Raw genomic sequence first — 13239 nt, forward strand, 5'->3', positions numbered from 1 at the left:
GCGCCCTATCGATTATGACGGAGATTAGTGTGCTGAGCGGTCGGTCCAAGTTCAAGCAAGTGCGGCATTTTGTGGCCATGGTCGGTTTGACGGCCCTCGCGGCCGGGTGCGCGGTCGCCCCGCACGAGGCGCCCAGGGCAACCCGCACCGGCGTCCAGCCACTGGATCGGCTCCAGGTGGCCACCCTGCCTCCCGAGCGCGACGTCCAGGCCCAGCTGATGGCCGGTGACTTTGCGTTGGCGGCCAACGATCTCAAGGCTGCCTCGGCGGCTTATGGCAACGCGGCGCAATTGAGCGACGATCCCCGGGTCGCCGGGCGGGCCACCGAACTGGCCTTGGCGGTACACGACCAGGCGGCTGCCACCAAGGCGCTCGACCGTTGGGCGGCCCTCCACGGCAAGCCGCTCGATCTCTCCGAGGGCAGGGCGCGGGTGGCCCTGGACCGTGGCGACACCACGGAGGCGGAGCGCCAGCTCAACGCCATGATTGCCACCGGCGATCCGGATGCCTGGCGCGAGATCGGCCGAACCCTGATGAGCGCGCGCGACGCCGCGCAGGCAGGCGTCTTGCTGGAGCGCGTCGCCACCCCGCAACGTTTGCCCAACGATTCGACCGCCTGGCTGGCGATGAGCGAACTGGGCGAGAACCTCGGACGCCACGACTATGCGAAGACCATCGGCGACGGCGCCATAGCCCGCTTTCATGACGGCACCACGTACGGGTGGGCGGCCCAGCAGAAGTTCCGTGCCGGCGACAAGGAGGCCGCGAAGAAGCTCTTCGCCAAGGCCGTCGCCAAGGATCCGAAAAACACGCACCTGCGCCTGGCGTATGCCAGCGTGCTGGCCCAGGGAGGCGACGAGAAAGCCGCCTCGAAGCTCCTTGCCGGCGGCCCCCAGGACAGCGATACCTACACGATGCGGATGACGCTGGCCGCCCGCGCCAACGACAAAACGGCCGTGGGCCGGCTGTACGAAGAGATCCGTCACCAGCCCGACCATGTGCAGTCCGAAAATGCGTTCACCCTGGGCCAGATGGCCGAATTGCTCGGCAAACAGGAGGACGCGCTGGACTGGTACGCCGCCGTCGGCGACGACGATCCACACATCTACGACGCCTCGGTGCGCAGTGCCGTGGTGCTTCACGTGCAAGGCAAGGACGACGACGCCCACGAGATCGTCGCCGAACTGCAGACCACCTATGCGGATCGCCCCGAGCAGTTGCTCAAGGCATTCGCCCTCGATGGCGAGCTCTACATGGATGCCCGTCAGTTCGACGCCGCTGCCGCTTCGTATGGCAAGGCGCTGCGCGTCAAGGCCGATGACACCGACATGCTCTATGGCCGCGGTCTGGCCTATGCCGAGGCCGGAAAGATCGACCTGGCCGTGGCCGACTTTCGTAAAGTGCTCGAGATCAAGCCGGGCGACATCGAGGCGAGCAACGCCCTCGGTTACACGCTGGCCGATAACGACCGCGATCTCGGCGAGGCGCAGAGCCTGATCGAAGCCGCCCGTAGCGCACGCCCGGACGACCCGTCCGTCGCCGACTCCTGGGGCTGGCTGAAATTCCGCCAGGGCCAGCTGGACCAGGCGGAGCGTACCCTGCGCAGTGCCTGGCTCAAGCGCAAGGACGCCGACATCGGCGTGCACCTGGCCGAAGTCCTGTGGAACCGAGGCGAGCACGACGAAGCCCGCAAAGTGCTGAACGAGGTGCGCCGCATCGATCCGAAGAACGCTTCCCTGGAGCGGACCGAGCGGAAGTTCAAGCCTTGATGCGCCTTCCCGTGAAAGCCCTGCCGAGGCCCCCCGCAGGCATTCCTGCGAGAGCCGCCCCAGCGGCACCCCCCCCTGTGGGAGCCGTGATCCCTCCTGTGGGAGCCGCAATCCCTCCTGTGGGAGCCGCAATCCCTCCTGTGGGAGCCGCTTCAGCGGCGATGTCCGCGCCGCACGGCGCGGACGATCACCCCGACCGCAAGCACCCTTCGCCGATGAATCGGCTCCCACACAAAGCGCTTTTCGCCTCAGCGGCAATCCCTCCCGTGGGAGCGGCGATCCCCCCTGTGGGAGCGGCGATCCCCCCTGTGGGAGCAGCAATCCCTCCTGTGGGAGCCGCTTCAGCGGCGATCCCCGCGCCGCACGGCGCGGACCATCACCTCGACCGCAAGCGCCCTTCGCCGATGAATCGGCTCCCACACAAAGCGCTTTTCGCCTCCCTTCCCGTGCTGCTGCTTGCCGCCTGCGCCACCACGAAAGCCCCTGTGCGCCTGCAAGGCGACGCCGCCACCCTCGGCCTGCAGGAGCAGCGCGAGCGAAGCCTCGCCGATACCGATCATTGGACCCTCGAGGGAAAGCTGTCTGTCAGCGACGGCAAGGACAACAATTCCGGCACGCTCACTTGGCGGCAGGACGGCGACCGCTATGACTTCACGGTTCGCGGCCCGATCACCGGCCGAACGTTCCGGCTGACCGGCGGCCCTGGCGGGGCCGACCTCGAGGGCCTCGACGGCGGGCCGCGCCATGGTGCCGACGCGGAGTCGCTGATGGCGAACACCGTCGGCTGGAACATTCCCCTGGCCGAACTGAAACGCTGGGCGCTGGGCCTGCGTGCCGACACCGGTCCGGCGGACATCGCCTTCGGTGCCGACCGGCTGCCCTCACGCCTGGTCCAGGACGGCTGGACCGTCGACTACAAGCAATGGGACGCCACGCGAACGCCGGCCATGCCTACGCGCGTTTTCGCGGAAAAGGCGCCATACAAGGTCAGGCTGTCGGTGGAGAACTGGTCGTTCGACCGGTAAGGCGCCGCTATACTCCGCCCCTGTCGATGCACCCCGGTCCATGATGAACTTCCAGATCTCCCGCGCCCATGCGGACGACGCCGAGCGCCTCTGTGCCATCGAGCGGGCGGCCGTCGAACTGTTTCGCGGGCACGAGGCGTGGCGCTCGTATTCGTCGATGGCGCTTCCGGGCGACATCGTTCGCGAGCTGATCGTCCGCGGGCTGGCCTGGGTCGCCACGGTGGAGGAGGACATCGTCGGTTTCGTCTGCCTCGATACCGAGGGCCCGGCCGACACGATCGGGATCGCCGAAATCGACGTGCTTCCCGAATTCGGTGGGAAGGGCATCGGCGCGGCACTGCTCGAACATGCCTGCCGTTGGGCGCGCGAGGCCGGGTATCGCCGTGTCGACCTCGGTACGCTGGCCGACGTGCCGTGGAATGCGCCGTTCTACGCGAAACATGGATTCAGCGTCGTCGACAAGCACGCGCCGGCGTTCGCCAGGGCGCTCGAGCGCGATCGCGAGAACGGATTTCCCGACCACTTGCGCGTCTTCATGAGCCGCCCGCTGGCGCCGTTGGACGAAGGCGACTGGACCGTGTGGCCCGCCCCGGCCAAGCTCAACCTCTTCCTTCGCATCGTCGGTCGCCGCGAGGATGGCTACCACGAGCTGCAGACCGTGTTCCGCCTGCTCGACTGGGGCGACGAAGTGCGCCTGCGCATCCGTGGCGATGGCGTCATCGCTCGCCCGACGCCGATCAGTGGGGTTCCCGAAGAGACGGACCTGACCGTGCGCGCCGCCCGTCTCCTGGCAGCTGAGACGCGAACCGAGCTTGGCGCGGATATCGAGGTCGCCAAGCGCATTCCGATGGGCGGCGGCCTTGGCGGAGGCAGCTCCGACGCCGCGTCGGTCCTGGTAGGGCTGAATGTCCTATGGGGCACCGGCTTGAGCGAAGACGCCCTGGCCGCCCTGGGCGTGCGGCTCGGCGCGGACGTACCGGTTTTCGTCCGGGGCCGGTCGGCCTGGGCAGAGGGCGTGGGCGAGCAACTGACGCCGCTGCGCCTGCCGCGGCGCTGGTATGTCGTCGTCGACCCTCGGGAAAACGTGCCCACGGCAGCGCTTTTCCGTGCCGTCGAATTGACACGAAATGCGCCGCGGGCGACAATTTCATCCTTTGTTTCCGGGGATTCCGCGGAGAACGCCTTCGAGCCTGTGGTTCGCGCGCGTCACCCGCGGGTGGTGGCTGCACTGGACTGGCTGGGTGGCTTCGGCCACGCGCGGCTGTCGGGTAGCGGCGGTTGCATCTTTTTGGAAACGAGAACCCACGAGGCGGCCCTTGCGGTCGCTTCGCGCTGTCCCGCAGGCTTTCGGGCCCACGTGGCGGCGGGTATCGATCCCTCGCCGCTGCATATCGCGCGGCAACGGATCGAATCGTCGGGCATCGTGACGTAAGGACGGGAAGGGCCGCGGGCTGCGGCAAAACCAAGGCAGGCCGGAAGGCTTGCCGGAACGAATTGTTGGGGCGTCGCCAAGCTGGTTAAGGCACGGGATTTTGATTCCCGCATGCGCAGGTTCGAATCCTGCCGCCCCAGCCACCGTTCGCGGTGGCAAAGCCGATCCAACCCTCTCTCACGCCAGGAGTTCCTACGTGGATACGTCCACCCCGATGTTGTTCAGTGGTAACGCGCACCGTCTGCTCGCCGACGATGTCGCCGCCCGTCTCGGCATTCCGCTCGGCAAGGCCCTCATCGGCCGGTTCAGCGATGGCGAGGCGCAGATCGAGATCGAGGAAAACGTTCGCAAGCAGGAAGTGTTCGTCATCCAGCCGACGGGTGCGCCCAGCGCGGAGAACCTGTTCGACCTGCTGGTGCTGATCGACGCGCTCAAGCGCGCATCGGCCGGCAGCGTGACCGCGGTGATGCCGTATTTCGGCTATGCCCGCCAGGATCGTCGCCCGCGCTCGGCGCGTGTACCGATCACGGCGAAGCTGGCCGCCAAGATGATCGCCACGGCCGGTGCCGACCGCGTCCTGACGATCGACCTGCACGCCGACCAGATCCAGGGCTTTTTCGATATCCCGGTCGACAACGTGTACGCCTCGCCGGTGCTCCTGGCCGACATCTGGCGCCACCACAGCATGGACGACCTGATCGTGGTCAGCCCCGACGTCGGTGGTGTGGTGCGCGCCCGCGCGCTCGCCAAGCGTCTGGACGACGCGGATCTGGCGATCATCGACAAGCGCCGTCCGAAGGCGAACGTGGCCACGGTCATGAACATCATCGGCGACGTCGAAGGCAAGACCTGCGTGCTGGTGGACGACATCGTCGACACCGCCGGCACGCTCTGCGCCGCCGCGGCGGCGCTGAAGGACAAAGGCGCCCGCAAGGTCGTCGCTTACTGCGTCCACCCGGTGCTGTCGGGTGCCGCGATCCAGAACATCGAAGGCTCCCAGCTCGACCAGCTGGTGGTCACCAATACGCTGCCGTTGCGCGACAACGCCCGCGACTGTGCGAAAATTCGCCAGTTGTCGGTGGCGGAACTGCTCGCGGAGACGATCCGCCGCATCGCCTTTGGCGAGTCGGTGAGCTCGCTCTACATCGACTGACGTATCGTTTTTCGGGCTCCCCTGGTCGCGGAGGAGCCCATTACCAGTCGCCGGAAGGCGGCTTTCAACACTGAGGCAACACCATGTCAACGAATCACAAGCTCACGGCTACCAGCCGCAAGGTCGAGGGGAAGGGTGCGAGCCGCCGCCTCCGCCTGTCTGGCTACGTACCGGCTGTCATCTATGGCGGCAACGAGGCGCCGCAGCCCGTTCAGGTCCTGCATAACGATGTGCTGCTCGGCTCGCGCTTCGAGTCCTTCTACTCGTCGGTCATCGACCTGACGGTCGACGGCAAGCTGCAGAAGATCCTGATCAAGGACTGGCAGAAGCACCCGTTCAAGCAGCTCATGCTGCACATGGACTTCCAGCGCGTCAACGAGAACGAAGTCCTCAAGGTCGCCGTTCCGGTGCACTTCCTGAATCAGGAAAAATCGCCCGCCGGCAAGACCGCCGGTCTGGTCATTTCGCACAACCTGACGGAAGTCACCGTCTGGTGCCTGCCGAAGGACCTCCCGGAGTTCATCGAACTCGACCTCGCCAAGCTGTCCGCCGGCGACATCGTCCACCTGTCCGACCTCAAGCTGCCGGCCGGTGTGGAAATCCCGGAACTGGGCCTGGGCAAGGAACACGACGTCGCCGTCGTGACCGTGGCCTCGGTCCAGGAAGAAGTCGATCCGGAACCGGTTGCAGGCGCGGAAGTGCCGGCGACCGAAGAAAAGCCGGCCGACAAGAAGTAATCGGCGATTAGGCCAATGTGGGAGCCGATTCATCGGCGAAAAGCCAACGGAGCGGCGATGCCGATTCGCCCAATCGCCGCTGAAGCGGCTCCCACACAAGCCTGATGAAACAATGGCGACACTACGTCTCATCGTCGGCCTCGGTAACCCCGGGGCCGAATACGTCAGGACCCGGCACAATGCCGGGTTCTGGTGTGTCGACGCCCTGGCCATGGACCAGGGAGAGCGTTGGACCTTCGACGGCAAGCTGCACGGCGAAACCTGCAAGCTGCGCCTCGGTGGCGAGACCGTCTGGCTGCTCAAGCCCGCGACATTCATGAACAAGTCTGGCATCGCCGTCGCTTCGGCGTTGCGCTACTACAAGATCGCGCCGGAAGAGTGTCTCGTCGCCCACGACGAACTCGACCTCCCGCCCGGCACCGTTCGCATGAAGTTCGATGGCGGCCACGGCGGCCAGAACGGATTGCGCGACATCGTGGCCCATCTCGGCCACGGCAAGTTCCATCGCCTGCGGATCGGCATCGGCCATCCGGGGCACAAGGACAAGGTCACCCCGTGGGTGCTCGGCCGCCCCAATGCGGCCGACGAAGACGCCATCATGCACGGCATCGGGCGCGCGTTCGACGTGCTGCCGCTGGCGCTGGATGGCAAGTTCGAAGAGGCGATGAAACGCCTGCACACGGTCGCCTGACCGCACCAATCACTTCTACCGGACTACTATCGCCATGGGCATCAAATGCGGCATCGTCGGCTTGCCTAACGTCGGCAAGTCCACCCTGTTCAACGCGCTGACGAAGGCGGGCATCGCCGCGGCGAATTTCCCCTTCTGCACCATCGAGCCGAACACCGGCATCGTTCCCGTACCCGACCTGCGCCTGACCCAGCTCGCGGATATCGTGAAGCCGCAGCGCGTGATTCCGACCACGATGGAATTCGTCGACATCGCGGGCCTCGTCGCCGGGGCGTCGAAGGGCGAAGGTCTCGGTAACAAGTTCCTCGCGCACATTCGCGAGACCGACGCCATCGCGCACGTGGTCCGCTGCTTCGAAGACGGCAACGTCATCCACGTGGCCAACAAGGTGGATCCGATCGCCGATATCGAAACCATCGACACCGAGCTGGCGCTGGCCGACCTCGAAGCCGTGCTGAAGGCCCTGGACCGCGCGACGCGCGCGGCCAAGGCCAACGACAAGGAAGCGACGGCGAAGAAGCCCGTCCTGGAGAAACTTCGCGTCGCCCTCGACCAGGGCAAGTCGGCGCGCTCCGCCGGCCTGGATGCGGAAGAGAAAGCGCTCGTCCGTGACATGTTCCTGATCACGATGAAGCCGCTGATGTATATCGCCAACGTCGCCGAAGACGGCTTCGAGAACAACCCGCACCTGGACGCCGTGCGTGCCCATGCGGCGCAGGAAGGTGCCGAAGTGGTGCCGGTCTGCGCGGCTATCGAGGAAGAGCTCGGCCAGCTCGAGGACGCCGACCGCGACGAGTTCCTCAAGGATCTCGGCTTCGAAGAGCCGGGCCTCAACCGGGTCATCCGCGCCGGCTACCGCCTGCTCGGCCTGCAGACCTATTTCACCGCCGGCGAGAAGGAGGTCCGCGCCTGGCAGGTCCGCGCCGGTTCCACCGCGCCGCAGGCTGCCGCCGTCATCCACACCGATTTCGAGCGCGGTTTCATCCGCGCCGAGACGGTGGCCTTCGACGACTTCATCAAGTTCAAGGGTGAGCAGGGTGCCAAGGAAGCCGGTCGCCTGCGTCTCGAAGGCAAGGATTACCTGGTCAAAGAAGGCGATGTCCTGCACTTCCGCTTTAACGTCTGAGATAGTCTAGGCATCCGCCGGCACGGGCATCCCGCGACATTGGCTGTCGGACTGGGAGAAGTGACCTCGCCGATCCCTTCTCCCAAATCCGCGAGCAATACGATACCCCCAAAGGTATCAACGACAGTCCGCAGACGGCGCCGAGCAAGCGCCGTCTGTCGCTGCACGCCGGGTACGACAAGATTTGGAACGGTTCGCTGGCGGCGATCGATATCGGACTCGAGGTGCTTAGAGCCGAATGCCCGTTGTTCAACGGCTGGCTGTGCTCCCTCGAGCAGCTTTCTGACATGCGACGCCGTAATGGTTGGAAAAGATAGGGCGTAGATGCGCGCTGACTGGGTTGGACCGGCGCTTTGTCCGATGAGCTAGTCGCGAGACCTCGACGTAACCTTCGCCAGCCGCTTCCACGCGACCAGCGCGGTCGGCACTCCCAGCGACCACCAAAGGCCCAGGCTATCGAGGAAGGCGCCGTGTACGAGTGCGCGAGCGGCGGGCCCGTTGCCCATGTCGACCGAGGCGTGGCAGGCCATGAGGCCCTGCACGATCAGAAAGCCCAGGAGGAAGATCAGGGTGTACGGAATGACGCGGATGGCATCGCCGATCGCCCCGAGAACGTCCGCGACCCACGTCGATGTGAGGAAGTCCCAAAGGTGACCCAGAATCACGCGTCGCTCCCGATTCGCCGTGAGTCCATCATACGAAGTCTCCCCGCGGCCGTGCAGCAACGCAATTCAATCGCTTGCAATCCAATATCTACGACCCTACATTCGAGTCATGAGCAAGAACGCCCTCCCGTCAGGTATCGAAGCGCCGCGTACCCTCGACGGGCAGCTGTGCTTCGCGCTGTATTCGGCCAACCTGGCGATGGGTAAGCTCTACCGGCAGTTGCTGGCGGACCTGGATCTGACCTATCCGCAATATCTGGTCATGCTGGTGCTGTGGGAGGGTGACGGCATCACGGTGTCGGAACTCGGCGAGCGCCTGTTCCTCGATTCCGCCACGCTCACGCCCCTGCTCAAGCGGTTGCAGACGGCCGGGCTGGTCCAGCGCACCCGTGGCACGCGCGACGAACGCCAGGTCATCGTCACCTTGACGGACCAGGGCAGGGCGCTACGCGAGAAGGCTGGCCAGGTTCCCGTGGATGTGTTCTGCGCGACAGGCTGCGAGATCGATGAGGTGGTCGGCCTGAAGAGCCAGCTGGAAAAGCTGCGCGCCGGCCTCATCGACACGAACAGCGCCTGACGCCACGCCTGACCGATACGCCGGCGCTCAGCCGGTGATCTGCCGCTGCATGTGATCGAGGTACTGGTCCAGCTCCGTCACGCTGGCGAACACTTCGGCCACGGGCACGGCCTTCACGATCTCGAAGACCTTTTTCACCTGTGGTTGGGGGTTGAGCAGCAGCGTGCGGCTGTCGCGGTCATGCATGTGCCTGCGTAACTGCGCGAGACTGCGCAGGCCGGCACTGCTTATGTACTCCAGCCCGGAAAGATCGATCACCAGCGTGCCGCCATTGTCGACAAGCGGCGTGATGTCGCGCAGGGCCTCGTCGAGATCGCCGAAGGTCGCCGCGTCGAGCCGTCCCTCGAGCCAGACGGTGGTGCGTGCAGGGGTGGGGCTTTCGCTGCGAACGATCAGGGTCATGGGGAGGACTCGTCGGACAGGGATGGATCGAAGCGGATAACGACACGATTGCCGTGTGTGTCGCGTGCATATTCGAATTCGCTGGCGATGTTGCGCGCCAGGTGCAGGCCCAGGCCGCCGATCTCGCGATCGGCGAGGTCGCCGGGCAGGTCGGGTGGTACGTGCTGGAGTGGATCGAACGCCTCTGCATCGTCGCGTAGTTCCAGGCGCACGATGTCCGGGCGTATCTCGAGGTGGATGTCGATCTGGCCCTCGCGGCCGTCCGGATAGCCGTGGCGAACGGTGTTCACCAGCAGCTCCTCGAGTACGAGGCGCACGTCGGCGCGGCATGCATGATCGATGGCCGCGCGGTCGAGGGCGAGTTCCGCGCGGTCCAGGGCGAGGAACACGTCCTCCAGCCGGTTAGGAATGCGCAGCCGCATCGACACGGACTCCCTTGGCCCCGGTGTCGTGCCATGTGAGGGCGAGCAGGGCGATATCGTCATAGGCGACGGCGCCGTCGACATAGGCGTCGACATCGTGCAGTACGCGATCCACGAAGGCTTCCGGTGTCGCGCCTTCCTCGATGCGCGACACGCTGTCGAGCAGTGCGTGGGCGCCGTAGAGCTTCTGGTTCGCCGCATGCGCCTCGCTGACGCCGTCGGTATACATGAGCACCGTATCGCCCCCAAGCAGCGTGAGTACCCGCACAGGGTAGCGTGCTTCGCGGTCGAGGCCGAGCGCGGGGCCGGTTTCCACGTCGACGAGGATGGCGCTGCCACCGGCATGCAGCACGGGTTGTTCGTGCCCCGCGCTGGCCAGCGCCAGCAGGCCGGTCTCGGTCTCGACGACGCCGCAGAGCAGGGTGACGAACATGCAGGTGTCGTTGCCCTTGCACAGCTCGCGGTTGAGTGCGCCAAGGATGTCGCTGGGCGATCGAGCGTGGGTCGCGATGGTGCGTGCGAGTGTGATCGTGCGGGCCATGAACAGGGCGGCGGGAATGCCCTTGTCGGACACGTCGCCGACCATGACGCAGACGTGTCGCGCGCCGAGCGCGAAGTACGTGTAGAGATCGCCGCCCACGGCGCTGGCCGGGCGCAGTGCCGCGTGCAGTTCCAGCCGGCCGTCGTCGGCCATCCAGTGCGCTTCGGGGATCAGCGCGAGCTGGATCTGTCGCGCGATCTCCAGTTCGCTCGCCATGCGTTCCTGTTCGCGTGCCGTGCGCTTGGCGGTATCGATGTGTCCGGCCAGCTGGTGGCGCATCTGGTCGAACGCGCGGGTGAGGCGGCCGACTTCGTCGTTGCGACGAACGACGGGCAGCGCGAAGTCGAGGTCGCCACGCGACACGTTCTCCGCGCGCTCGGCGAGCACCCCCAGCGGTGCCATCAGGCGGCGCGTCACGATCAGGGTGATCAGCGATACGCCGGCCAGGGCGAGCACGCCGAGCATGATGTCGATCAGGTAGGTGCGCCGCAGGTCGGCCAGCACCTGGCGTTCGGGCATGCTGAGGCCGAAGGTCCAGCGCGTGCCCCTGATCGGCACGAAGTAGACCCAGACCGGCTCGCTGACCCGGCCGCCTTCCTCGGGTGTGATGCGCACCGGATTGCGGTTCTCGGCCACCGCGGAAAGCAATGGGTGGCTAGCCCGTGTGCCGATGTACGAGAGCCAGTCATGGGCGAGGAACTCGCCGTTGGTGTCCAGCACGAAGGCCGATGCATGGTCCGGCTTGGTCAGCCCGCCGAGCAGCTTCTGCAGCCAGTCCAGACTGATCGTGGCGTCGGCGACGCCGATCACCGGGAGGTTTTTCCCCGGGATGGCCATGGAGTAGCCGACCAGGGTCTCGTTGCGTTCGGTGGAGCGGAAGGGCGGCTGCCAGCAACCCTTCTCGCAATTCAGGCCACGGATGAACCAGGGCGAGCTCCAGTAGGGCTCGGGGTCGCTGAGACGGCTGCCCATGACGATGCCACCGTCCTGCTTGCGCCGCGCCACCGGGGCGTCGTCTTCACGCAAGGCGGTGTGGTCGCGGGGTACGAAGGCGGCGCTGATATCGCCGATCTCGGGGTTGGCCGCGAGGATGTCGCGGATGATCGCCGGCGCCTGGTCCCGGCGCGAGCTGAGCAGGCCGGCAAGGACCTGGTCGACCTTGGCGACTCCGTCGATGCGCGCCTGGATGCGGTTGGCGGCGGAGGAGGCGATGGCCGAGGCCTCGCGCTCGGTCTGCCGGAGGGTCTGTTCACGGGTATGCGACAGCAGCAGGCCGCCCGTGACGATCAGGACGATCGCCGACCCCAGCAGGACGGCCAGGGCGAGTCGGGAAGCGACGCTGCGAAGGACCATCGGGTACCCCACGGGTATAGAGAGCCGAATCTATGCCGGCCGGGACGGCCGGACAAGCGGTCTAGAGGCCATAATGCGACTTTTCAAAGCAAGGTAATGGCATGCCCGGCACGCAGCGTGAGGTCGAATTCCGTTTCCTGGCCCAGCCGACCGACGTGAATTTCGGTGGGAAGGTCCATGGCGGCATGGCGATGAAGTGGCTCGACCAGGCCGGTTACGCCTGTGCCGTGGGCTGGAGCGGCGCGTATTGCGTCACGGCGTCGGTCAGCGGAATCCAGTTCCTCGCCCCCATCCTGATCGGCGACCTGGTCACCGTGCGCGCCCGCCTCATCCATACCGGGACCTCGAGCATGCACCTGTCGGTCGACGTCCTGGCCCGCGACCTGCGCAGTGGCGAGGAGCGCCTGGCGACCAGCTGCGTCATGGTTTTCGTGGCGCTGGACAAGCCCGATGGCGGCAAGCCGACGCCCGTGCCGCCGTGGAAACCGGTGGAGGGGAGGGACCTTCGTCTCCAGGAGTACGCCCTGAAGCTGATGGAGATGTCGCGCGCGATGGAGCCGCTGGTGCTCGCTACCCGCGAGGCGTAAAAACGCTTCCCTTCACAAGGGCACCTCGCTACACTTCGCGGCCCACCCGTCGACGGCCCGTATCGACGGGGTGTCCGGGCATCCGGAACCGGTCATTGCACGCTGATTCGCCTGCAGAAGTTATTGACAGTTTCCGGGGCGCTCGCGACAATAGGCGTTCTATGTTGGAGGAATACCCAAGCGGCCAACGGGGGCAGACTGTAAATCTGCTGGCTTACGCCTTCGGTGGTTCGAATCCACCTTCCTCCACCAGACGAGTTCCGCGCAGTGCGGGAGTAGTTCAATGGTAGAACTTCAGCCTTCCAAGCTGATTGTGCGGGTTCGATTCCCGTCTCCCGCTCCATTGTAACTTCGCGCGCTGCGTTATCGTGCTCATGTAGCTCAGTCGGTAGAGCACTTCCTTGGTAAGGAAGAGGTCGCTGGTTCGATTCCAGTCATGAGCACCATCTTCGTCGTCCGCGGCGGTTCCTTTTTTTACTATCTCATTGGCTCCAGCGGAGTTTAGCGCTCATGGCAAAGGGTAAGTTCGAACGTAAGAAGCCGCACGTCAACGTCGGCACCATCGGTCACGTCGATCACGGCAAGACCACGCTGACCGCTGCGCTGACCAAGATCGGCGCCGAGCGTTTCGGCGGCGAATTCAAGGACTACGGTTCGATCGACGCTGCGCCGGAAGAGAAGGCTCGCGGCATCACGATTTCGACCGCCCACGTCGAATACGAGTCGCCGCTGCGCCACTACGGCCACGTCGATTGCCCG

15 protein-coding genes and 4 tRNA genes are annotated in these 13239 nt (G+C 65.7%); 15 read left to right on the forward strand and 4 right to left on the reverse strand.

Going from position 1 to position 13239, the window contains the following annotated elements:
- The first annotated feature begins 77 nt into the window (after window positions 1–77).
- The 9 genes from VM621_RS05970 (at window position 78) to VM621_RS19575 (ending at window position 8250) form a co-directional block, all read left to right on the forward strand.
- Complete coding sequence (locus VM621_RS05970; RefSeq protein ID WP_325468052.1) at window positions 78–1769, forward strand: tetratricopeptide repeat protein; 1692 nt, start codon at window positions 78–80, stop codon at window positions 1767–1769.
- 404 nt (window positions 1770–2173) lie between these two features.
- Complete coding sequence (gene lolB / locus VM621_RS05975; RefSeq protein ID WP_325468053.1) at window positions 2174–2794, forward strand: lipoprotein insertase outer membrane protein LolB; 621 nt, start codon at window positions 2174–2176, stop codon at window positions 2792–2794.
- 43 nt (window positions 2795–2837) lie between these two features.
- The gene (ispE, locus tag VM621_RS05980) at window positions 2838–4226 is read left to right on the forward strand and encodes a 4-(cytidine 5'-diphospho)-2-C-methyl-D-erythritol kinase (protein WP_325468068.1); all 1389 of its coding nucleotides are present in this window, start codon (window positions 2838–2840) and stop codon (window positions 4224–4226) included.
- Window positions 4227–4292: 66 nt separating this feature from the next.
- Window positions 4293–4369 (forward strand) — tRNA-Gln (locus VM621_RS05985).
- A gap of 71 nt (window positions 4370–4440) precedes the next feature.
- Window positions 4441–5379: a ribose-phosphate diphosphokinase gene (locus tag VM621_RS05990; protein WP_325468069.1), complete on the forward strand. Its 939-nt coding sequence runs from the start codon at window positions 4441–4443 to the stop codon at window positions 5377–5379.
- An 83-nt stretch (window positions 5380–5462) separates the two neighbouring features.
- Window positions 5463–6116, forward strand: coding sequence for a 50S ribosomal protein L25/general stress protein Ctc (locus tag VM621_RS05995; RefSeq protein ID WP_325468054.1), 654 nt, complete (start codon window positions 5463–5465; stop codon window positions 6114–6116).
- 112 nt (window positions 6117–6228) lie between these two features.
- On the forward strand, window positions 6229–6807 hold the full coding sequence (pth, locus tag VM621_RS06000) for an aminoacyl-tRNA hydrolase (RefSeq protein WP_063573734.1): 579 nt from the start codon (window positions 6229–6231) through the stop codon (window positions 6805–6807).
- 34 nt (window positions 6808–6841) lie between these two features.
- The gene (ychF, locus tag VM621_RS06005; RefSeq protein ID WP_325468055.1) at window positions 6842–7933 is read left to right on the forward strand and encodes a redox-regulated ATPase YchF; all 1092 of its coding nucleotides are present in this window, start codon (window positions 6842–6844) and stop codon (window positions 7931–7933) included.
- A gap of 86 nt (window positions 7934–8019) precedes the next feature.
- Window positions 8020–8250, forward strand: coding sequence for a DUF4276 family protein (locus VM621_RS19575; RefSeq protein WP_414674500.1), 231 nt, complete (start codon window positions 8020–8022; stop codon window positions 8248–8250).
- 48 nt (window positions 8251–8298) lie between these two features.
- Here VM621_RS19575 and VM621_RS06010 read toward each other — a convergent pair whose 3' ends face one another.
- Entirely contained in the window at window positions 8299–8598 is a 300-nt protein-coding gene (locus VM621_RS06010; RefSeq protein WP_325468056.1) for a hypothetical protein, read from the reverse strand.
- 109 nt (window positions 8599–8707) lie between these two features.
- On the opposite strand from VM621_RS06010, the gene VM621_RS06015 reads away from it, so the two are divergent.
- The gene (locus VM621_RS06015; RefSeq protein WP_325468057.1) at window positions 8708–9175 is read left to right on the forward strand and encodes a MarR family transcriptional regulator; all 468 of its coding nucleotides are present in this window, start codon (window positions 8708–8710) and stop codon (window positions 9173–9175) included.
- Window positions 9176–9202: 27 nt separating this feature from the next.
- On the opposite strand, the gene VM621_RS06020 is transcribed toward VM621_RS06015, so the two are convergent.
- Genes VM621_RS06020 through VM621_RS06030 form a run of 3 tightly spaced genes read right to left on the reverse strand, consistent with a single transcriptional unit; the run spans window position 9203 to window position 11893 of the window.
- Window positions 9203–9577, reverse strand: coding sequence for an STAS domain-containing protein (locus VM621_RS06020; protein WP_325468058.1), 375 nt, complete (start codon window positions 9575–9577; stop codon window positions 9203–9205).
- On the reverse strand, window positions 9574–9999 hold the full coding sequence (locus VM621_RS06025; RefSeq protein ID WP_325468059.1) for an ATP-binding protein: 426 nt from the start codon (window positions 9997–9999) through the stop codon (window positions 9574–9576). Before VM621_RS06025 ends, VM621_RS06020 begins: the two co-directional genes overlap by 4 nt.
- Window positions 9980–11893: a SpoIIE family protein phosphatase gene (locus tag VM621_RS06030; RefSeq protein WP_325468060.1), complete on the reverse strand. Its 1914-nt coding sequence runs from the start codon at window positions 11891–11893 to the stop codon at window positions 9980–9982. Before VM621_RS06030 ends, VM621_RS06025 begins: the two co-directional genes overlap by 20 nt.
- 101 nt (window positions 11894–11994) lie before the next feature.
- On the opposite strand from VM621_RS06030, the gene VM621_RS06035 reads away from it, so the two are divergent.
- From VM621_RS06035 to VM621_RS06055, 5 genes are all read left to right on the forward strand, one after another.
- Complete coding sequence (locus tag VM621_RS06035; RefSeq protein ID WP_325468061.1) at window positions 11995–12480, forward strand: acyl-CoA thioesterase; 486 nt, start codon at window positions 11995–11997, stop codon at window positions 12478–12480.
- 166 nt (window positions 12481–12646) lie between these two features.
- Window positions 12647–12732 (forward strand) — tRNA-Tyr (locus VM621_RS06040).
- A gap of 17 nt (window positions 12733–12749) precedes the next feature.
- Window positions 12750–12823, forward strand: a tRNA-Gly gene (locus tag VM621_RS06045).
- Window positions 12824–12850: 27 nt separating this feature from the next.
- Window positions 12851–12926 (forward strand) — tRNA-Thr (locus tag VM621_RS06050).
- Between the two features lie 64 nt (window positions 12927–12990).
- Window positions 12991–13239, forward strand: a 249-nt coding sequence (locus tag VM621_RS06055) for a GTP-binding protein (protein WP_325468062.1), incomplete at its 3' end; no start/stop codon positions are given.

The organism is Luteibacter sp., assembly GCF_035539195.1.
Classification (GTDB): domain Bacteria; phylum Pseudomonadota; class Gammaproteobacteria; order Xanthomonadales; family Rhodanobacteraceae; genus Luteibacter.

What these genes read in the sequence shown, in the direction of transcription:
- VM621_RS06015 (WP_325468057.1), top strand. Translation starts at nt 8,708, where the DNA reads ATGAGCAAGAACGCCCTCCCGTCAGGTATCGAAGCGCCGCGTACCCTC.
- VM621_RS06025 (WP_325468059.1), bottom strand. Translation starts at nt 9,999, where the DNA reads ATGCGGCTGCGCATTCCTAACCGGCTGGAGGACGTGTTCCTCGCCCTG.
- VM621_RS05970 (WP_325468052.1), top strand. Translation starts at nt 78, where the DNA reads ATGGTCGGTTTGACGGCCCTCGCGGCCGGGTGCGCGGTCGCCCCGCAC.
- pth (WP_063573734.1), top strand. Translation starts at nt 6,229, where the DNA reads ATGGCGACACTACGTCTCATCGTCGGCCTCGGTAACCCCGGGGCCGAA.
- ychF (WP_325468055.1), top strand. Translation starts at nt 6,842, where the DNA reads ATGGGCATCAAATGCGGCATCGTCGGCTTGCCTAACGTCGGCAAGTCC.
- VM621_RS06035 (WP_325468061.1), top strand. Translation starts at nt 11,995, where the DNA reads ATGCCCGGCACGCAGCGTGAGGTCGAATTCCGTTTCCTGGCCCAGCCG.
- ispE (WP_325468068.1), top strand. Translation starts at nt 2,838, where the DNA reads ATGAACTTCCAGATCTCCCGCGCCCATGCGGACGACGCCGAGCGCCTC.
- VM621_RS06030 (WP_325468060.1), bottom strand. Translation starts at nt 11,893, where the DNA reads ATGGTCCTTCGCAGCGTCGCTTCCCGACTCGCCCTGGCCGTCCTGCTG.
- VM621_RS05995 (WP_325468054.1), top strand. Translation starts at nt 5,463, where the DNA reads ATGTCAACGAATCACAAGCTCACGGCTACCAGCCGCAAGGTCGAGGGG.
- VM621_RS06020 (WP_325468058.1), bottom strand. Translation starts at nt 9,577, where the DNA reads ATGACCCTGATCGTTCGCAGCGAAAGCCCCACCCCTGCACGCACCACC.
- VM621_RS05990 (WP_325468069.1), top strand. Translation starts at nt 4,441, where the DNA reads ATGTTGTTCAGTGGTAACGCGCACCGTCTGCTCGCCGACGATGTCGCC.
- lolB (WP_325468053.1), top strand. Translation starts at nt 2,174, where the DNA reads ATGAATCGGCTCCCACACAAAGCGCTTTTCGCCTCCCTTCCCGTGCTG.